Source organism: Ornithinimicrobium sp. (assembly GCF_051004135.1).
Classification (GTDB): Bacteria; Actinomycetota; Actinomycetes; order Actinomycetales; family Dermatophilaceae; genus Ornithinicoccus.
In genome coordinates this window covers 1-18919 of record NZ_JBPCKQ010000182.1, presented here as the reverse complement: position 1 = coordinate 18919, position 18919 = coordinate 1, and the positions used below count along the sequence as shown (strand labels likewise).

Sequence of the window (18919 nt, the reverse complement as noted above, 5' to 3'; positions counted from 1 at the left end):
AGGTCGAGGCGTACAAGAGTCCTCCGATACGGCCTAACGCTTTCAAGGGGGGCAGGGGGGGGGAGCCGGAGCCCGGGGTCCGGGGCCGCGTTGCCGCGGCCCACTGGGTGGGGGTGGCCACGGGGCTCAGATGCCCCGCAGGAAGTCCGGGTCGTCGTCGGGGCCGCGTGGCCCCAGGGGTCGCTGCGAGCCCCCCCGACCGAGGCTGCCCCGCTCCCGCCCGGCGAGCAACCAGGCGATGCCGCCGACCGGGGTGAACAGCAATGCGAGGACCAGCCACAAGACCTTGGGCAGATGCTGTACGCGCGCCTCGTCGGTCTTGACCACGTCGACCACGCAGTAGACCGTGAAGACGATCAACAGGATGGGGATCAGCAGCCGGAGCAAGGGTCGGGTCCTCGGGGTCAGATGTCGGGGGAGTCGGAAACTCCCATTGTGCCACCCGCGGTCGGCAGGGTCCGCAGGGCGGCGACCCGGTCGACTTTGCCGCCGGGCAGCAGGGGCAGGGCGCTCACCAGGTGCACCTCGCGGGGCAGGGCATGATCGGGTATGCGGCCGCGCAGGTGGTCGCGGACCGATCCGGTCGGCTGGGCGCGCAGGGAGCCCAGCTCTGCCCTCCCGGCGGCGGGGTCGAGGACGACAAGGGCGACCACGCGTTGTCCCCATTCGGGGTCCCGGGCACCGAGCACTACGGCCTGGTCGATCCCCGGCTGCGCACTGAGGGCGTCCTCGACCAGCGCCGGGTGCACCTTGTGGGCCCCGGTGCTGATGACGTCGTCGCTCCGCCCCAGGATCCGCCAGGAACGATCGCTGCGCTGCTCGCCGACGTCGGCGCTGACGAACCAGCGCACTCCCGATCGCTGCACGAAGGACACCCGCGTCAGCGCCGCGTCGCCGAGGTAGCCGCGGGCCAGCATCGGTCCGCCCAACAGCAGCCGACCCCGCTCGTCCACGTCGGCCCGGACGCCCCGCAGCGGCCGCCCCTCGTAGAGGCAACCGCCGCTGGTCTCGGTGCCACCGTAGGTGGTGACCACGTGCACCCCGTGCCGGTCCAGCTCGCAGCGTTGAGCCTCGGGCAGTGCCGCGCCGCCCACCAGGACCACGTCGAAGCTCTGCAGGGCGGCCAGCCCGGCGGGGTCGGCCAGCAGGCGATGCACCTGGGTGGGGACGAGCGCGACATACCGTCGGCCGGCTCGCTGCATCCGTGCGACGGACCCGACGAAGGCAGGGACAGCGAAGGCGGGGCCGCGATCCAGCACGACCGGGGGCCGGTCGGCCAGCACGGAGCGCACCCAGACCTGCCACCCCGCGACGTGGGCGGGCGACAAGGTCTGCAGCCACTGGCCGGGTCCGCCGAGCCGCTCCAGCGTCGCGGTCGCGGAGGCCAGCAGAGCCGCGGCGTCGAGCACCACGACCTTGGGTGTGCCGGTGGAGCCCGAGGTGGCCAGCGCGACCGCGGCGCCGTCCAGGACCGGGTCGTCGTGGGCCAACGCCGCCGGGGTCGCAGGCCCGGGGTGCACGGGTGGCCCCCCGTCCAGCACGCCGCGGACCTCGGACCACCACCGATCCGGCGGCAGCTGCGGATCCAGCGTCCTCAGCGCGTGCATCATCGAGCCCGACCTCCCCGGCGCTTCAGGGTGCGGTGCCGAGGTCGCTGCGCTGCAGGTCGACGTACCACTCGCCGGCAAAGCGCTGCAGCACGATGTCGGCGTCGCTGAAGCCCTCGGCGAAGACGCCGCCGACGTTCTGCGCCGTGACCCGCGCGGTGTCTGCCTCGACGGTGGCACCGTCGATCTCGATCGCCTCGAAGACCGCGGCGTCCTGCTCGCTGACCTGGGCCTCCAGCTGGGGGATGACCTCCTGCTCGCACAGGGCCAGCTCGTCGGGGGAGTCGGCCATCGGCGCGCTGCCGTCGAGCCCGACGAGCAGCCGGCAGAACTCCGGGTCAGCACTCACCAAGGCGGCCAGGAACGCCTCGGTCCGCTCCGCCGCCGCCGGACCGTCGCCACCGGCGGAGACATCCGTCGTGGCGCGGGCTTCATCCGGCGCGGAGGTCGAGGTGCTCGCCACCGGGCCCCCGATCTCCGGTTGCGGGCTGGTCGCCGCGGCGGTGTTGCCGGTCGGCGCGGCCTCGCCCGGAGCCCGCGGCGCAGTGGTCTCCGCGTCGGCGGACTCCCGGGGGCCTACGGCGTCGGCGCACGCCGTGAGGGCGAGCACGACCGCCGCGAGGGCAGGGAGCCGCAGGTGCCGCATCAAGGTCCTCCCGGGGTGGCCGGATGGACCTCCAGTCTCCCACGGTGGCGCAGGGGTCAGCTTCCGAGGAAGGTCTGCTGGAAGTCGACATACCACTCGCCGCCGATGTTCTGCAGCACGATGTCGCGGCCCAGCCCCTGGGCGAAACCCTGACCGAGGGAGCCGCTGAAGTTGTCTGGGGTGACCGTGGCCGTCTCCCCGTCGACCTGGGCGCCGGTGATCTCGATCTCGTTGATGGTGCCGGCCTGCTCCTCGGTCAGCATCCCGTCCATCTGCTGGGCCAGCGGCGGGATGATCTGCTCCTCGCACTGCTTGAGATCCGCGGGTGCCTCGTTCATCGGCGCGTTGCCCTGCAGGTTGAGGATGGTGCCGCACAGCGCGGGGTCGGCGTTGACCAACGCGATCAGAAACTCCTCGGTCCGGTCTGCGGCCGCCTGCCCCTCTTCGCCGCCCATCGCCGGACCGCCTGCGGAGGTGGCGCTGCTGTCGTCCGGGGTGGACGTCTGCTCGGCCTGGGTGGTGGTCTCCATGTCCTCGGTGGTCGTCTCGGACGCCTCCGTGGAGGTCTGCGCGGCCTCGTTGGTGGGGCTGGAGTCGCCGCCGGGCTCCTGCACCTGCGGGTCCTCCTCACCACCGCAGGCGGCGAGGGCGAAGATGGGCACGGCCACGGCAGTGGTCAGTAGGCGTCGCATGAGATCGGGTCCTCCCCAAGATGTTGACAAGACGGCAGCATCGTGTCATAAGCGCGGGCTGACCGCCTACGTGAGCGACTCAGAAATACCAGGGGTAGGACGCCCAGTCCGGTGGCCGCCGCTGCAGGAAGGCGTCGCGGCCCTCGACCGCCTCGTCGGTCATGTAGGCCAGCCGGGTCGCCTCGCCGGCGAAGACCTGCTGGCCGCTCAGCCCGTCGTCGGCCAGGTTGAAGGCGAACTTGAGCATCCGTTGTGCGGTCGGCGACTTGCCCAGGATCTCCTTCGCGGCGGCGAGCGCCTCGGCCTCCATGTCGGCGTGGTCGACCACCAGGTTCACCGCGCCCATGGCCTGCATCTGCTCGGCGTCGTAGGTGCGGCCGAGGAAGAAGATCTCGCGGGCCCTCTTCTGGCCGACCATGCGAGCCAGGTATGCCGAGCCGTAGCCGGCGTCGAAGCTGCCGACGTCGGCGTCGGTCTGCTTGAAGCGCGCGTGCTCTCGCGAGGCGATGGTCAGGTCACAGACGACGTGCAGCGAGTGCCCGCCTCCCGCAGCCCAGCCGCCGACGACCGCGATGACCACCTTGGGCATGGTGCGGATGAGGCGCTGCACCTCCAGGATGTGCAACCGGCCGCCGGCCGCCTTCACTCGTGCCTGGTCGACGGTGTCGGCGGTCTCGCCCTCGGCATACTGGTAGCCGCTGCGGCCGCGGATCCGCTGGTCGCCGCCGGAGCAGAAGGCCCAGCCGCCGTCCTTCGCGCTGGGTCCGTTGCCGGTCAGCAGCACCACGCCGACATCAGGGCTCATCCGGGCATGGTCCAGCACCCGGTAGAGCTCGTCGACGGTGTGCGGGCGGAAGGCGTTGCGCACCTCCGGGCGGTCGAAGGCGATCCGCACGACGCCGAGCTCCCGGGCCCGGTGGTAGGTGACATCGGTCAGCTCGAAGCCGGGCACCTCCTGCCAGGCCGCGGGGTCGAAGACTGCGGACGCGCCTGGTCCGGTATGCCGTGCGGGCGGGTTGGCGGGATCGGTCATGGCGGTCAGGATAGGGCCATGGCTCTCCGGTGGTACACGCTCGTCGTCGACTGCCACGACGTGGCTGCCCAGGCGTGGTGGTGGGCACAGGTCATGGACTGGAAGATCGTCCACCAGGCAGACGACGAGGCCGTGATCCTGCCCTCCTGGGTGACCTTGGAGATGCTGGACGAGATCCCGTGGGAGCGACAGGGCCCGGGCATGGTCTTCGTCTCCGTCCCGGAGGGCAAGAGCGTGAAGAACAGGCTGCACATCGACCTCGCGCCGCACACGTCCCAGGACCGGGCGGCCGAGATCCAGCGGCTGCTGGACCTCGGCGCGACTCGGGTCGACGTCGGTCAGGACGACGGTGAAGCCGTGGCCACCTGGGTGGTGTTGGCCGACCCCGAGGGCAACGAGTTCTGCGTGCTGTCCTCTCGCGACCGGTGAGGTCTACGCCGCACCCTGACCTGCCGAACGTCGACCCGTCGGTGGTCCTGCCGGACATCCAGGAGCTGCTGGCGTCGGCGGTCGTGGTGCGCATCCCGCTGAGCCTGCCGTTCCGGGGGATCTCCCACCGCGAGGCGGTCCTGCTGCGCGGACCCCTGGGCTGGGCCGAGTTCGCCCCGTTCACCGAGTATGCCGACGCCGAGGCGTCCCGGTGGCTGCTCGCCGCGATCGAGGGCGGCTGGTACGGGTGGCCGGCCCCCGTCCGCGACTCCGTCGGGGTCAACGCGACCGTGCCGGCGGTCCCGGCCGCACAGGTGCCGGGCGTGCTGGCCCGCTTCCCGGGCTGCACGACGGCGAAGGTCAAGGTGGCCCAGCGGGGTCAGGGCCTCATGGACGACCTGGACCGGGTGGCCGCCGTCCGAGCCCATCTCGGCCCGGCCGCGCGGGTGCGGGTCGACGCCAACGCCGGCTGGGACCTGACCCAGGCGCGGGACGCGCTGATCCGGCTGTCGGCATACGACCTGGAGTATGCCGAGCAGCCGGTCGCCGAGGTGCCGGACCTGGCGCGGCTGCGCCGGACGTTGGCCGCCGACGGCGTGTCGGTGCCGATCGCTGCCGACGAGTCGATCCGTCGCGCGCAGGACCCGATCCGGATCGCCCGGGAGCAGGCGGCCGACCTGGTCGTCGTGAAGGTGGCACCGCTGGGCGGCGTGCGGGCGGCGTTGCGGATCGTCGCGCAGTGCGGGCTGCCGGCCGTGGTCTCCAGCGCGCTGGACACCTCGGTCGGCATCGCCGCCGGGGTGGCGCTGGCCGCCGCCCTGCCCGACCTGCGACACGACTGCGGGCTGGGCACGGTCGCCCTGCTGCAGGGGGACGTGACCGGAGCGCCGTTGCGTCCGGCGCAGGGCCTGCTCACGCTGGACGCTGCGCACCGGGCGCTCGCGGGCGTGCGCGCGGAGTTGATGGAGCAGCACCGGGCCGACCCGGGCACGGCCGGTTGGTGGCTCGCGCGGCTGGCCCGCTGTCGCGCACTGCTCGGGGAGCCCCGTCCAGAGTTTACCTAGCGGAAACACGCGCTTTCGGAACCGAAACATGCAGGGGTCGGTTCGGTAACACTGCGCGCGCAGACTCTTGGGCAGTGGTGCGACGCCCTGGTCGTGCCCCATACAACCTCTTGGAGAGACTCATGGAGCTGACTTCCGTCGATGTCTGGCTGATCGTCGCTGCCGCCCTCGTGCTGCTGATGACACCCGGACTCGCCTTCTTCTACGGCGGCCTGACCCGTGCCAAGGCCTCCCTGAACATGATGATGATGAGCTTCATGTCCATCGGCCTGGTCGCCGTGGTCTGGGTCCTCTGGGGCTACTCGATGAGCGGGGGCGACGCCCAGCTGGGTGGGCTCTTCGGTGACCCCTTCGCCTCGTTCGGGATGAGCGACCTGGTGGGCACCGGCGACCTCATCGGCGCCGGCTTCGGGGCCACCTTCGCCATCATCACCGTCGCGCTGATCAGCGGCGCGGTGGCCGACCGCACCAAGTTCGGCTCCTGGATGATCTTCGTGCCCATCTGGGTGACCCTGGTCTACTGCCCGCTGGCCTTCATGGTCTGGGGCGGCGGCCTGCTCGGTGAGGACGGCGCCTTCGGCCAGACCTTCGGTGCGGCCATCGACTACGCCGGGGGCACCGTGGTGCACATCAACGCCGGCCTGGCCGCGCTGGTGCTCGTCTACATCATCGGCCAGCGTGCCGACTTCGGGAAGATGGGCTTCCACAAGCCGCACAACATCCCGCTGGTCATGCTGGGCGCCGCGCTGCTGTGGTTCGGCTGGTTCGGCTTCAACGCCGGTGCCGCGAGCACCTCGGAGGAGGCCGGCCTGATCTGGATCAACACCATGGTCGCGCCGGCCGCCGCGATGCTGGGCTGGCTGATGGTCGAGGCGATCCGCGACAAGCGGATGACCTCGGTCGGCTCCGCCTCCGGCGTGGTGGCCGGTCTGGTCGCCATCACCCCGGCGTGTGCCAACCTGAGCCCAGTGGGCGCCATCGGCCTCGGCGTCGTGGCCGGAGCCGGCTCGGCGCTCGCGATTGGCCTGAAGTACAAGTTCGGGTATGACGACGCGCTCGATGTCGTCGGCGTCCACCTGGTCGCCGGGCTCATCGGCACCATCGCCATCGGCTTCCTGATGCTGCCCGTCGAGGGCGAAGGTGGCGGCCTGTTCTACGGCGGCGGCTTCGCCCAGCTGGGCGCGCAGGTCGCGGCGGCGGGCTTCACCATGATCTACACCGGGGTGCTCACCGCGGTGATCGGGCTGGCCATCGCCAAGACCATCGGCTTCCGGGTCTCCCCCGAGGTGGAGAAGGACGGCGTCGACCAGGCCGCGCACGGCGAGACCGCCTACGAGTTCGACCCGTTCTACACCCGGACCTCGATGAACGGGAACGGCTCGGACGCATCGGTCAACGGCGCCGGCGAGCACGCACCGGAGAAGACGAACGCCTGAGCGTTCGACGACGGCGGGTCCGCGTCGCGGTCGCCCCGTGATCACCCGGGTGTCCCGGTCACCACACACGGTGCCGGGACACCCGTGCGCGCCCACCCTGCCGACTCACCTGCCGACTCGGCAGTCTTGCTCCGCCGGACGCCCTCGGTGCGGCTCCGGAGGCGCTAGCCTGTCCCTGCACACCGGCTGCGAGATGCAGCCGCACGACATCCAGACGACACGAGGTGAAGGCAGTGCCCACCGGCAAGGTCAGGTTCTTCAATGACGACAAGGGCTTCGGCTTCCTCGCCAGCGACGAGGGTGAGGACGTCTACGTCCACGCCAGCGCGCTCCCGGCCGGGGTGGACGCTCTGCAGCGCGGCGCCCGGGTGGAGTTCGACATCGCGCAGGGCCGACGCGGTGACCAGGCGCTGTCCGTGCGGCTGCTCGAGCCGCCCACGTCGGTGTCCCGCACCATGGCCATCCGGGACCGCAAGCCGGCCGAGGAGATGGCCGGCGTCGTCGAGGACCTGATCACGCTGCTGGACCAGTCCTCCAACTCGCTGCGGCGTGGGCACTACCCCGACCGCACCCTCGCTGCACCGCTGGCCAAGTCGCTGCGCGCCGTCGCCGACCAGTTCGACGCCGGGAGCTGAGCGTGGCCACCCCGAAGACCGACGCGACGCTGACCGGCGCGGTCGAGGTCGCCCGCGCCGCGGCCGCCGAGGTGGCCGAGCCGGGCACCGTCGGGGAGCACCTTGCCGTGCTTGCCGAGGCCGACCGGCTGGTGACCCACTACTTCGCCTGCACCGCCACGGCATACCCGGGTTGGCGCTGGGCGGTCACCCTGGCGCGCGCCCCGCGGGCCCGGCGGGCGACGGTCAGCGAGACGCACCTGGTGCCCGGGGAGGCCGCGCTGCTGTCGCAGGAGTGGGTGCCGTATGCCGAGCGGCTGGCGCCGGGTGACATCGGCGCGGGCGACCGCACACCTTTCGTGGCGGACGACCCGCTGTTGGAGCACGGCTTCGAGGCCACGGGTGATGAGGACGTCGACGCCGTCGGCTTCGTCGAGCTCGGGCTGGGGCGTCCGCGGGTGCTCTCGGGCGAGGGTCGCGAGCGCGCTGCGACGCGGTGGTACGACGGGTCGCACGGGCCCGCCGCAGATATCGCCCGCAAGGCGCCCGCGTCCTGCTCGTCCTGCGGCTTCTTCCTGCCGATGGCCGGGGCGCTGCGGACGCTCTTCGGGGTCTGCGCCAACGAGTGGTCGCCCAGCGACGGCTCGGTCGTCAGTCTCGACCACGGTTGCGGCGCGCACAGTGAGGTCGAGGCCGAGCACCGGCCGGCGGACCGGGTGGAGGCTCCGGTGCTGGATGACCTGGCCTACGAGGTCGTGTCGGGATGACCGCGCCGGCGCTCGGGTGGCGGTGTCCTGAGCCCGGTCAGTCCGGTGGGCGGGCCTCGACGGCGTTGCCGCGGCCCCGCCGCACGTAGAGGGCACCGAGTGCGCCGACGGACAGGCCGGCGACCGGCACCCACAACCACCAGGATCGCTCACCGCTGCGCAGGTCCGGCAGCAGCAGCAGCACGACGAGGGCCACGGCCCACAGTGCCATGCCGGACCAGACCACGATCCGCGTCGGCAGCTCGATCCGGGGCGGCACCACCTCGGCCGGTGGCTCGCCCGGGTCATCGGATCCTCGACGCACAACCGTCACTGTAGACACCCTTCGATCACCAGGCAGGCAGCATGGCATCCTCAGCAACCTCGCCCCGACCGACCTCGACCTCCGCGGTGGACCGCTACTTCCACATCTCCGAACGCCGCTCGACCGTGCCGCGGGAGATCCGCGGTGGCTTGGCCACCTTCTTCACCATGGCCTACATCGTGGTGCTCAACCCGCTGATCATCGGCACCGTCCCCGACGGGACCGGTGAGTTCCTCGCCGGCGGAGACCTGGGGGCCATCGCCGCAGTCACGGCTCTGGTGGCCGGGGTGATGAGCATTGTGATGGGGCTGGTCGCCAACTACCCCCTGGCCCTGGCGACCGGTCTGGGTCTCAACGCCTTCGTGGCCTACGGCATCGCCAACCTGGACGGGGTGACCTGGGCGGACGCCATGGGTCTGGTGGTGCTGGAGGGCCTGACCATCCTGGTCTTGGTGCTGACCGGTTTCCGCGAGGCCGTCTTCCACGCCATCCCGGCCCAGCTCAAGATCGCCATCAGCGTGGGGATCGGACTGTTCATCAGCATCATCGGACTGGTCGACGCCGGGATCGTGCGCAAGCCGGCCGGTGGGCCGGTCCCGTTGGAGCTCGGGATCGGGGGCTTCCTGGCGGGATGGCCCACCTTGGTCTTCGTCATCGGGCTGTTGACCATCCTGTCGCTGGTCGCGCTACGGGTGCGGGGCGCGATCCTCTACGGCATCGTCGGCGCGACGGTGCTCGCGATCGTGCTCGAGGCGGCACTGGACATCGGGTCGCAGACCGACGAGACCGGTGAGGTGGTCAACCCGACCGGGTGGGGGCTGGGTGTGCCCGCCCTGCCGGACTCGATCGTGCAGACGCCCGATTTCGGGCTGCTGGGTGAGTTCAACCTGCTCGGGTCGGTCGGCGCGATCGGTGCGGTCACCTTCTTCCTGCTGGTCTTCACCCTGATGCTGGCCGACTTCTTCGACACCATGGGCACGATGGTGGCCATCGGCGCGGGGGCCGGTCTGCTCGATGAGGATGGCAACCCGCCCAACGTCCGCCGCATCCTGGTCGTCGACTCCCTGGCGGCCGCCGCCGGGGGAGCCGCCTCGGTCAGCAGCAACACGGCATACATCGAGTCCGCCACCGGGGTGGGGGAGGGCGCCCGCACCGGGCTGGCCTCCGTGGTCACCGGGGTGCTGTTCCTGGTCGCCACCTTCTTGTCGCCGCTGGTCGCGGTGGTGCCCTACGAGGCGGCGACCCCGGCGCTGATCGTGGTGGGCTTCCTGATGATGCAGCAGGTCTCCGGCATCGACTGGGACGACCTGGAGATCGCCTTCCCGGCCTTCCTGACGATCGTGCTGATGCCGTTCACCTACTCCATCACCGCCGGCATCGGCGCGGGCTTCGTGAGCTATGTCGTGCTCAAGGTCGTGCGGGGCAAGGCCGGCGTGATCCACCCGCTGCTGTGGCTGGTCGCCGCCCTGTTCGTCATCTACTTCGCGATCGACCCGGTGCGGGGTTGGCTGGGCGGCTGACCCGGCACCTGCACGCTCACGGGGGGTCGCGTCGGGAATAGTTGCCTAGGCTAAGTAGTTGGGCCGACTGTGACCCGCCCGACCTCCGCCGAGCCCGCCCCCGTGGACCCTGTGGCGCCACCCGACCCGTCGGTGGCCGCGTTGGCCCATGACCTGCGGATGGCCTGTATGCGGGTGTCCCGGCGGGTCCGCTTCGAGACCACCACCCAGCTGGCCCCGCACCAGTTCAGCGTGCTGGTGCGGCTCAGCGAGCGCCCCTGCAGCGCCGGCGAGCTGGCCGACCGGGAGCGGGTCTCCGCGCCGAGCATGAGCCGGACCGTGGCCGCCCTGGTGGAGCGGGGATTCGTGCAGCGCACCGCCGACAGCGCGGACGGCCGGGTGGTCGTGCTCTCCCTGAGCCCGTTGGGGGAGCGGGTGCTGGCCCAGGAGCGGGCGCAGCGGGACGCCTGGATGGCGGTCCGGCTCGAGCGGTTGAGCGCGGCCGACCGGGCGCTGCTGCGCCGCGCGACGGGGGTGCTCGAGCAGGTGGTGGACCGGTGAGCGCGATGTTCTCCGCCCTCTCGGTGCGCAACTATCGGGTCTACGCCGCCGGGGCCCTCGTGTCCAACACCGGCACCTGGATGGGCCGGGTCGCGCAGGACTGGGTGGTGCTGACCGAGCTCACCGACAACTCCGCCTCGGCCCTGGGCATTGTCACCGGGCTGCAGTTCCTGCCCATGCTGCTGCTCGCCCCGCTCGGCGGCGCCCTGGGTGACCGGTTCGCCAAGCGCCGGGTGATGTTGGTGACCCAGTCGATGATGGCGCTGACCGCGGTGCTGATGGGCGTCCTGGTCCTCGGCGGGGCGATGGAGCTGTGGCACATGTATGTCCTGGCGTTCGCCCAGGGCGCGGCCGCCGCGATCGACGCCCCCGCCCGGCAGGCCTTCGTCTCCGAGATGGTCCCGCCGGAGCAGCTGACCAACGCGGTCGGCCTCAACAGCGCGTCCTTCAACAGCGGCCGGCTGATCGGCCCGGGTGTCGCGGGCCTGCTGATCGCTGCGTTCGGGACCGGTCCTACGCTGCTGATCAACGCCGCCACGTTCGTGGCCGTGCTGTGCGCCCTGATCGCGCTCGACCCCGCCGAGCTGACCCCTGCGCCGCGCAGCCGCGGCAAGGGCCGGATCCGGGAGGGGGTGCGCTACGTGCGCGGGCGCCCGGACATCATGCTGATCATGGTGCTGGTCTTCGTGCACGGCACCTTCGGGATGAACTTCCAGCTCACCAACGCCCTGATGGCCACCGAGGTCTTCGACCGGGGCGTCAAGGACTTCGGCCTGGTCGGCTCGGTCATGGCGATCGGCTCGCTCGGGGGCGCGCTGCTGGCGGCGCGGCAGGAGCGTCCCCGCTGGCGACGGCTGCTCGGCGCGCTGGGCGGCTTCACCGTCTGCACCCTGGCCGCCGCCCTGGCTCCCTCGTGGACCCTGTATGTCGTGTTCCTGGTCCCCACCGGGTTGTTCGCGTTGACCGTGATGGTGACCGCCAACTCGATGGTGCAACTGTCGGTGGAGCCGGCGGTGCGCAGCCGAGTGATGTCGCTCTACATGGCGGTCTTCTTCGGCGGCACCCCGCTGGGCGCACCGATGATCGGCTGGATCGGCGACACCTTCGGTGCCCGTTGGACCATCCTGATCGCCACCATCATGTGCGGGACGGCCGCGGTGGCTGCGACGATCTACCTCATGCGCACCGACGACCTGCACGTGCATCGCGGCCACAGCCTGACCCGCCCGCTGGTCCTGGTCCGCGGGCCCGTGCACGCGATGCCCGAGCCCGTGGCCTGATGGACGCCCGCACCCGGCGCCGGCTCGTGCTCGCCGCGCTGGCCCTGATGATTCTGGTCATCGCGGTGGCCGCCCTGATCGGAGGACGATGAGCTTCACGACCCGCCCGACCCTGACCGGCACCTACGGCATGGTGTCCAGCACGCACTGGATCGCCTCGCAGAGTGCGATGCGCACCCTGGAGCTGGGGGGCAACGCCTACGACGCCGCGGTCACCGCGGGCTTCGTGCTGCATGTCGTCGAGCCGCATCTCAACGGGCCGGGAGGCGACCTGCCGGCGATCGTGGCGGGCCCCGGCCGGTCACCGCAGGTGCTGTGCGGGCAGGGCCCGGCCCCGGTCGGCGCGACGCCTGAGCACTTCGACGAGGCCGGGCTGAGCATGGTGCCGGGCTCGGGGATGCTGGCCGCGGCCGTGCCCGGGGCGTTCGACGCCTGGATGCTGCTGCTGCGCGACCACGGCACGATGACGCCGCGCGAGGTGCTGGCCCCCGCGGAGCACTACGCCCGGCACGGTCACCCCCTGCTGGCGGTGGTCAGCACCACCGTCCAGCGGGTGCAGCAGCTGTTCGAGCAGGACTGGCCGAGCTCGGCCCAGGTGTGGCTGCGCGGGGGTGCGGCGCCTACGCCGGGAGCGCTGTTCCGCAACCCCGCCTGGGCCGACACCCTGGCAGCGTTGGTCCGCGACGGCGAGGCCGGCGGGGGCGCCCGGGAGGTGCAGATCGAAGGCGTGCGCCGGGCCTGGTCGCAGGGCTTCGTGGCCGAGGCGGTCGACCGGGCCGCGCGGCGGCCGCACCGGCACAGCGGCGGGCAGCTCCTCCCGGGGGTGATCACCGGAGCCGACCTCGCGGCATACCGAGCCACCTGGGAGGACCCGGTCACCCTCGACTGGCACGGTCACACGGTGGCCAAGACCGGCCCCTGGGGTCAGGGGCCCGGTCTGCTGCAGGTGCTGGCGATGCTGGACGCGCTCGGCACGGCGGGCGGCAGCACCGCCGGTGGCGACGTCGGCCCCGACGACACCGAGGGAATGCACCGGATCGCCGAGGCGTGGAAGCTGGCGATGGCCGACCGGGAGGCGTGGCTTGGTGACAGTGGAAGCGCACCGGTCGATGTCGCTGCCTTGCTCGACCCGGCGTATGTCGCGCAGCGCGCCACGCTCATCGGTGCCGAAGCCGACCGCACCCTGCGACCAGGGTCCCCCGACGGCCGGCCGCCGAAGATCGCGGTCCTGGCCACCAGCCAGGTCGAGCACCCGGTCGATGCCACGGTGGGGGAGCCGACGGTATCCCGGGACGGGAGCACCCGGGGGGACACCTGCCACGTCGACGTCGTCGACCGATGGGGCAACATGGTCTCGGCCACCCCGAGCGGCGGCTGGCTGCAGTCCTCGCCCGTCGTGCCCGAGCTGGGCTTCCCGCTGGGCAGTCGGCTGCAGATGATGTGGCTGGAGCCTGGCCTGCCCTCCTCGCTGGTGCCCGGGCGACGACCGCGCACCACGCTGACCCCGACCCTGGTGCTGCGCGACGGCGAGCCGGTGCTGGCCTGCGGGTCACCGGGCGGGGACCAGCAGGACCAGTGGCAGAGCCTGTTCCTGCTGCGGCACCTGGCCGGCGGGTGGGGTTTGCAGGAGGCCATCGACGCGCCCATGTTTCACACCACCAGCTTCCCGGGGTCGTTCTATCCGCGAGGCAGCGAGCCGGGCGTGCTCGTGGTCGAGGAGCGCATCGGGGAGGCCGCGATCGACGAGCTGCGGCGCCGTGGCCACGACGTGCAGGTGCAGGGCCCGTGGACGCTGGGCCGGATGTGCGCGGTGGCCCGCGACCCGGGCACCGGGCTGCTCAGCGCCGGGGCCAACCCGCGGGGCATGCAGGGCTACGCCGTCGGCCGCTGAGCAGGCTCACGCGGTCGGGTGATCCTCGTCGTCCGCGGCATCCGGCGGTTGCGGTGTCGGGTGGTAGCGGACCGTGGACTGGGCAGGTCGCTGGCCGGTGCTCGCGCGCGAGGAGCTGGGTCGGCTGCCCGGTCGGCCGGGACTGCTGCGCCGCGGCACCTTGGGAAATCGGCGGCCACTGCCCGGCTTGACCCGGGTGCTCAGGTCGGCGTGCTTGAGCAGCACGTCATACGGCGCTCCGGTGGGCGGGTGCACCGCGATCGGCTCCTCACCGGAGAAGACGATCCAGTGCGCGCGGTTGTGGTGGAAGATCTGCAGCACACTGCCCTCGACGACCGTCCCGGCGTGCTCCATCGCCTTCTTGCGCTGGTTGCCCTTGGCGACCTTGTCCTGCACGTAGCGCTCGGCCGGGGCGCGCTGGGCGCGCACCTGCTCCATCACCTGGGGTCCGTAACGCTGCGCCGCGGCGTAGACCAGCGGACCGTACTTGACCACCGCACCCACCGCCTTGCCTCTGCCCGCCACCTGGGGTCCTCCTCTTCGAATCGGCCCTGACCACTCCACCATAGGTCGCCGGTGGCACGATGTCGGTATGACATTGCAGGCACGGGTCGACTACGACGGCGTGGGTCTGGATGAGTCCCAGGTGGCCAGCACGCCCCTGGTGCAGATCACCGCGTGGGTCGACGAGGCGGTCGCCCGGCAGGCCGAGCACGGCGACGTGCCCGAGCCGATGGCGCTGCACGTCGCCACGGTGGACGCCGAGGGGCAGCCGGACGTGCGGACCGTGCTGATGCGCATGCTGGAGCCGCGGGGGCCCGGCTTCCTGACCAACCTGGACTCCGCCAAGGGTCAGCAGATCCGGACCAGCGACAAGGTCGCCGCGGCGCTGGTGTGGCCCTCGATGTTCCGCGCCATCCGTTTCCGCGGGATCGCGGTGCCGATCGGCCGCCAGGACGTCGAGGGATACTTCCGGTCCCGCCCCTACGGATCGCGGATCAGCGCCTGGGCCTCCGAGCAGTCCCGACCGGCGGGGTCCCGCGTCGAGCTGGAGCGCCGGCACGCGGAGTTCGCCGAGCGGTTCCCCGACCACGGCAACCCCGACGACGTGCCCGTGCCTGATCACTGGGGCGGCTACTGGCTGGAGCCCCACCGTGTGGAGCTCTGGGCAGGGCGTCCGAGCAGGCTGCACGACCGGCTGGTGTGGGACCGCACGGGCGGGGGCGACCTGTCCGTGGCCACTGCCTGGTCGCTGACTCGCCTCCAACCCTGACTGGCAGCATCGCCGAGGGCATCGCCGGCTCCGTGCTGTCTGCCGATCTCGTCCGGACCGCCGTTCTCCCGGGGCTCTAACCCAGGTCGGCCAGGTCCTCACGCGGCTCGGCATCCCGGTCGGCCAGCATCGAGACCATCAGGTCGATCTCCGACTGCTGCCCGGCGACCATGGCCTGCGCCAGCTGCACGACCTGCGGGTCGTCCGCCTCGTCCACCGCGGCCTGAGCCATCTCGACCCCCGCCACGTGGTGGGTGATCATCATCTGGAGGAAGAGGACCTCGGCCTGCTCACCACTGGTGGCCCCGAGCTCGTCCATCTCGGCGAGCGACGCCATACCCGGCATGGCTCGGTAGTCCGGCGACCCCGGCTCCCCGCTCGACATCGTGCCCCCCATAGCCGTGTCGCCGTCCGTCTCCATAGTCATGTCCGTCGAGTCGGGCATCCACTCCATCCGGTCTCCGCTGCGGGCGGAGCCCAGGCCCCATTGCTCGAGCCACCCCTGCATCCGTCCGATCTGGTTGCTCTGCGAGGTGGCGATGTCGTAGGCCAGCACGTCGATGTCTTTGGACTCCGAGTCCTGGATGACCTCCATGGACATGGCCACCGCCTGGGCGTGGTGCTCGCTCATGTCGCGGGCGAAGCCGGCCTCGACGCTGTCGTCAGCCGGCGGTCGCTGCAGCATCAGCCCGACGACGAGTGCGGTCACGGCCAGGGCGAGTGCGGCACCCAGCACCAGGACCAGAGGCCGACCCCGACCTGCCCCCGCCGCGCTCACCGACCGGTGACCAGGTCCGTGGTGGTCCCGCCGGTGCACGCGGCGCCCGGCTCAGGGGTCTGCGGGCCTTGGCGGTACTCCTTGATGAACAGCGGGATGCGAGGGTCGTCGGCGCGGTCCAGCTTCAGCTGGTTGCCCCAGGCGCTGGCCACGACGGGGGAGTCCTGGTCCGGGTCGGGGGAGAGCAGCATGAACTCCTGGCCGGCCAGGTCGCGCAGCGTGTCGACTTGGTCGGCCGCCAGGTCGGGCTGGTAGGTCAACCACACGGCCCCGTGCTCCAGGGAGTGCACGGCGTGATGGTTCGGCACCGGCTCTTCGTAGACGCCGCAGTCCCACCACGCGGGGTTGTGGTCACCGCCGACAGGCGGGCTCTGGTCGTAGGACACTGCCTCCCCGACGTGGTCGCGGCCCAGGTCGTCGTAGGACCGGACGACATCCAGGGACGGACTCTGCGAGATCGCCCAGCCGACACCGCCCACGATCAGCACCAGGACGAGGCCGAGGGCCACCCAGATCAAACTGAGTCCACGCCCTGGCTTGGAGCGGGATGCCTTCGTCGCACCCGCGACCTTCGCGGCTCGGGTGGACGGGGGCTGCTGGCGAGCCATCGAGGTGCGCCTTTCGGTATGCAGGATGCGGACGGAGGCGATGGTAGGTGGACTTGCTGTGCGCCACCATAGAATCAGCCCACCGGAGACCACGAGGACGGACCCCTGCATGAGTGACCTCATCGACACCACCGAGATGTATCTGAAGAGCATCTACGAGCTGGTCGAGGACGGCGTGGTGCCGATGCGGGCCCGGATCGCCGAGCGGCTGGGACACTCCGGGCCGACGGTGTCCCAGACCGTGTCGCGGATGGAGCGGGACGGCCTGCTGCACCTGGAGCAGGACCGGCGCCTGCACCTGACCGATCTCGGTGAGGTGACGGCGATGCGGGTGATGCGCAAGCATCGTCTCGCCGAGCGGCTTCTCGTGGACGTCATCGGCCTGGATCCCGCCTATGTCCACGACGAGGCGTGCCGGTGGGAGCACGTGATGAGCGAGCGCGTGGAGCAGCGGATCCTGGAGCTGATCGCCGACCGTGAGCGATCTCCCTACGGCAACCCCATCCCCGGCTTGAGCGAGCTCGGGATCGATGCTCCGCTGGTCCCCGCCGGGGGCACCGCGCTGAACGAGGTGGTCGCCGCGGAGCCCACCGAGGTCGCCCTGGTGCGCATCGGTGAACCGGCCCAGGTCGAGCCCGAGGTGCTGGATCTGCTGCTGAGCACCGGCGTCACGCCGGGAGCCTCGCTGCGGGTGCAGGCCGACGGCGACCGGGTCGTCGTGCAGGGCGGGTCGGGCGATCGGGTCTCGCTGCCCCAGGACGTGGCGGCGCACCTGTTCGTCCTGCCTACGGAGTAGGGCTACCCCGGGCTGGTGGTCGAGTCCGAGAAGGGCGTCGATATCATTTCGTGATGTGAGACTGATCACGGACACCGCCCTGCGCGCCGAAGATGGTCGGCGTCTTCACTGGTCAACGGGGTTGCAGTCGCTGAAGGCGCCGAATGCTGCTAAGGCGACCTTTATCGAAACGTGACATCCCTCTTCGGGCGTGTGTAGTCTCGTCCTCGTTCCGCTCCCCTGGCGGATCACCCAGCTGCGGCGCCTCATCCTGTCAGCACAGCGGGGACCAGCACTACCCGCGTGACAGGAGCGGGGGACCCACGAGCGGTGTCGACCTCGACACCTCGGGGCTCAGACGAGCAGGCATCGACCAAGCCTCGTCCGGGCGACCTCCAGCCCGAGCCCGACAGCTCACCCCGTAGGCCCATGGAGAGGTTCACTGTGTCCCATCGCACCATCGGTCGCCACCGCGCGCCCAGCCGAGTCAGCAGCACCAGCACGGCGCTGACCCGCACCGCCAAGGCCACGGCCGTCGCCGCCACCTCAGGTGGCCTGCTCGCCGCCTCGATCGTTCCGGCCACCGCCGACCCCCGCGGCGTCGTGGACGACGTCGCCGCCGTCCAGGCCGACCGGCAGGCAGGCACGGAGTCGGCCGTCGATCTGCTGGCCGTCGAGCTGCCCACGGTCCTGGCCCCCAAGGACCGCCCCGCGGTGGCCGCCCCGGCTCCCAAGTCGACATCGAAGGCCGCTGAGGGCCTCTCCTTCGGCACCGACGGCTTCGAGGGCTTCACCCCGGAGCCGGCGCCCGCGGTCGAGCCGGAGCCCGTGGTCGAGCCGGAGCCGGAGCCCGTGGTCGAGCCGGAGCCCGTCGCACCGGCGGAGCCCATCGAGCAGACCGAGTCCGCCTCCTCGGAGTCCATGAGCTCCTCGGAATCCGCGAGCTCCTCGGAGTCCTCGTCTTCCTCGAGCGACTACTCCAGCAGCTCCTCCGACTCCAGCTCCGACAGCACGTCGGGCGAGTCCTCCTCCTCCGAGCGTGAGTCCAGCAGCGCCAGCCGGTCGCAGGAGCGCGCCGAGGCACCCGCGCCGTCGACGCCTGCCCCCACCGGTGGTGTCCTCAGCGTCGCCGCGCAGTACACCGGCATCATGTACCAGTGGGCGGGCAGCAGCCCTTCCACCGGCTTCGACTGCTCCGGCTACACGTCCTACGTCTTCGCCCAGGTCGGGATCAACCTGCCCCGCACGGCGTCCGCGCAGCAGCAGATGGCCACCCCGGTGAGCACGCCGCAGCCGGGAGACCTGGTGTTCTACGGTTACCCCGCATACCACATCGGTATCTACGCCGGCAACGGCATGATGTACGACTCGGGCAAGCCGGGCATCCCCTCGCAGCTGCGCCCGGTGTTCTCGGGCGTCAGCGGCTACGGCCGCGTCGGTTGACCGACCCGGCACCCACCGACGCGCAAGGGCCCCACCCGAGCGGGTGGGGGGCTTGTGCGTGTGTGCAGATCGTCCGGCGGTGGACGGAACTATCGATCCGGCGAGCAGGCCACCTTAGGTGGCGGCGACTGCCTTGGCCTCGGCGGTGCGGTTCAGCGCCGTGCTGGTGCTGCTGACTCGGCTGGGCGCGCGGTGGCTACCGATGTTTCGACTTTCCCC

Annotated in this window: 21 protein-coding genes and 1 riboswitch; of the genes, 12 read left to right on the top strand and 9 right to left on the bottom strand. The window is 71.5% G+C overall.

The window, feature by feature from the left end:
- Positions 1–126: 126 nt before the first annotated feature.
- The 5 genes from ACR2FV_RS12725 to ACR2FV_RS12705 form a co-directional block, all read right to left on the bottom strand.
- Entirely contained in the window at positions 127–387 is a 261-nt protein-coding gene (locus ACR2FV_RS12725; protein WP_434016062.1) for a PLD nuclease N-terminal domain-containing protein, read from the bottom strand.
- Between the two features lie 17 nt (positions 388–404).
- Positions 405–1610: an AMP-binding protein gene (locus ACR2FV_RS12720; protein ID WP_434016061.1), complete on the bottom strand. Its 1206-nt coding sequence runs from the start codon at positions 1608–1610 to the stop codon at positions 405–407.
- A 22-nt stretch (positions 1611–1632) separates the two neighbouring features.
- On the bottom strand, positions 1633–2253 hold the full coding sequence (locus tag ACR2FV_RS12715) for a hypothetical protein (protein WP_434016060.1): 621 nt from the start codon (positions 2251–2253) through the stop codon (positions 1633–1635).
- Positions 2254–2309: 56 nt separating this feature from the next.
- Positions 2310–2945, bottom strand: a complete 636-nt coding sequence (locus ACR2FV_RS12710) for a hypothetical protein (protein ID WP_434016059.1) — start codon at positions 2943–2945, stop codon at positions 2310–2312.
- A gap of 79 nt (positions 2946–3024) precedes the next feature.
- Complete coding sequence (locus ACR2FV_RS12705) at positions 3025–3978, bottom strand: 1,4-dihydroxy-2-naphthoyl-CoA synthase (RefSeq protein ID WP_434016058.1); 954 nt, start codon at positions 3976–3978, stop codon at positions 3025–3027.
- Between the two features lie 18 nt (positions 3979–3996).
- Between ACR2FV_RS12705 and ACR2FV_RS12700 the strand changes: the two genes are divergently transcribed.
- The 5 genes from ACR2FV_RS12700 to ACR2FV_RS12680 all read left to right on the top strand — a co-directional run bounded on the left by ACR2FV_RS12700 (position 3997) and on the right by ACR2FV_RS12680 (position 8288).
- A complete protein-coding gene (locus ACR2FV_RS12700; RefSeq protein ID WP_434016057.1) occupies positions 3997–4407 on the top strand; it encodes a VOC family protein in 411 nt (136 codons plus the stop codon).
- Entirely contained in the window at positions 4404–5471 is a 1068-nt protein-coding gene (locus ACR2FV_RS12695) for an o-succinylbenzoate synthase (protein WP_434016056.1), read from the top strand. Before ACR2FV_RS12700 ends, ACR2FV_RS12695 begins: the two co-directional genes overlap by 4 nt.
- Positions 5472–5593: 122 nt before the next feature.
- The gene (locus tag ACR2FV_RS12690) at positions 5594–6907 is read left to right on the top strand and encodes an ammonium transporter (RefSeq protein WP_434016055.1); all 1314 of its coding nucleotides are present in this window, start codon (positions 5594–5596) and stop codon (positions 6905–6907) included.
- A 233-nt stretch (positions 6908–7140) separates the two neighbouring features.
- Positions 7141–7542 (top strand): cold-shock protein, encoded by a 402-nt coding sequence (locus ACR2FV_RS12685; RefSeq protein ID WP_434016065.1) that lies wholly within the window; start codon positions 7141–7143, stop codon positions 7540–7542.
- 2 nt (positions 7543–7544) lie between these two features.
- Positions 7545–8288 (top strand): DUF3027 domain-containing protein, encoded by a 744-nt coding sequence (locus tag ACR2FV_RS12680; RefSeq protein WP_434016054.1) that lies wholly within the window; start codon positions 7545–7547, stop codon positions 8286–8288.
- 37 nt (positions 8289–8325) lie between these two features.
- Here ACR2FV_RS12680 and ACR2FV_RS12675 read toward each other — a convergent pair whose 3' ends face one another.
- Positions 8326–8592 (bottom strand): DUF2530 domain-containing protein, encoded by a 267-nt coding sequence (locus tag ACR2FV_RS12675; RefSeq protein ID WP_434016053.1) that lies wholly within the window; start codon positions 8590–8592, stop codon positions 8326–8328.
- Positions 8593–8633: 41 nt separating this feature from the next.
- On the opposite strand from ACR2FV_RS12675, the gene ACR2FV_RS12670 reads away from it, so the two are divergent.
- From ACR2FV_RS12670 to ACR2FV_RS12655, 4 genes are all read left to right on the top strand, one after another.
- Positions 8634–10112 carry an NCS2 family permease gene (locus tag ACR2FV_RS12670; RefSeq protein WP_434016052.1) on the top strand — a complete coding sequence of 493 codons (1479 nt, stop codon included), beginning with the start codon at positions 8634–8636 and terminating at the stop codon, positions 10110–10112.
- A 69-nt stretch (positions 10113–10181) separates the two neighbouring features.
- On the top strand, positions 10182–10652 hold the full coding sequence (locus tag ACR2FV_RS12665; RefSeq protein ID WP_434016051.1) for a MarR family winged helix-turn-helix transcriptional regulator: 471 nt from the start codon (positions 10182–10184) through the stop codon (positions 10650–10652).
- A 5-nt stretch (positions 10653–10657) separates the two neighbouring features.
- A complete protein-coding gene (locus ACR2FV_RS12660; protein WP_434016064.1) occupies positions 10658–11932 on the top strand; it encodes an MFS transporter in 1275 nt (424 codons plus the stop codon).
- Between the two features lie 88 nt (positions 11933–12020).
- Positions 12021–13823, top strand: a complete 1803-nt coding sequence (locus tag ACR2FV_RS12655; protein WP_434016050.1) for a gamma-glutamyltransferase family protein — start codon at positions 12021–12023, stop codon at positions 13821–13823.
- A gap of 6 nt (positions 13824–13829) precedes the next feature.
- Here ACR2FV_RS12655 and ACR2FV_RS12650 read toward each other — a convergent pair whose 3' ends face one another.
- Positions 13830–14348 carry a hypothetical protein gene (locus tag ACR2FV_RS12650; RefSeq protein WP_434016049.1) on the bottom strand — a complete coding sequence of 173 codons (519 nt, stop codon included), beginning with the start codon at positions 14346–14348 and terminating at the stop codon, positions 13830–13832.
- Between the two features lie 67 nt (positions 14349–14415).
- On the opposite strand from ACR2FV_RS12650, the gene pdxH reads away from it, so the two are divergent.
- A complete protein-coding gene (gene pdxH / locus ACR2FV_RS12645; protein ID WP_434016048.1) occupies positions 14416–15096 on the top strand; it encodes a pyridoxamine 5'-phosphate oxidase in 681 nt (226 codons plus the stop codon).
- Between the two features lie 76 nt (positions 15097–15172).
- Here the strand turns inward: pdxH and ACR2FV_RS12640 are convergent, their stop codons facing one another.
- Positions 15173–15874, bottom strand: a complete 702-nt coding sequence (locus tag ACR2FV_RS12640) for a DUF305 domain-containing protein (protein ID WP_434016047.1) — start codon at positions 15872–15874, stop codon at positions 15173–15175.
- Positions 15871–16383 carry a DUF3105 domain-containing protein gene (locus ACR2FV_RS12635; RefSeq protein WP_434016063.1) on the bottom strand — a complete coding sequence of 171 codons (513 nt, stop codon included), beginning with the start codon at positions 16381–16383 and terminating at the stop codon, positions 15871–15873. The genes ACR2FV_RS12640 and ACR2FV_RS12635 overlap by 4 nt, the downstream gene beginning before the upstream one ends.
- A 208-nt stretch (positions 16384–16591) precedes the next feature.
- Between ACR2FV_RS12635 and ACR2FV_RS12630 the strand changes: the two genes are divergently transcribed.
- The gene (locus tag ACR2FV_RS12630; protein ID WP_434016046.1) at positions 16592–17278 is read left to right on the top strand and encodes a metal-dependent transcriptional regulator; all 687 of its coding nucleotides are present in this window, start codon (positions 16592–16594) and stop codon (positions 17276–17278) included.
- Positions 17279–17544: 266 nt separating this feature from the next.
- A riboswitch (cyclic di-AMP (ydaO/yuaA leader) is annotated at positions 17545–17699 on the top strand.
- A 2-nt stretch (positions 17700–17701) separates the two neighbouring features.
- Positions 17702–18700: a C40 family peptidase gene (locus ACR2FV_RS12625; RefSeq protein ID WP_434016045.1), complete on the top strand. Its 999-nt coding sequence runs from the start codon at positions 17702–17704 to the stop codon at positions 18698–18700.
- Positions 18701–18919 lie beyond the last annotated feature (219 nt).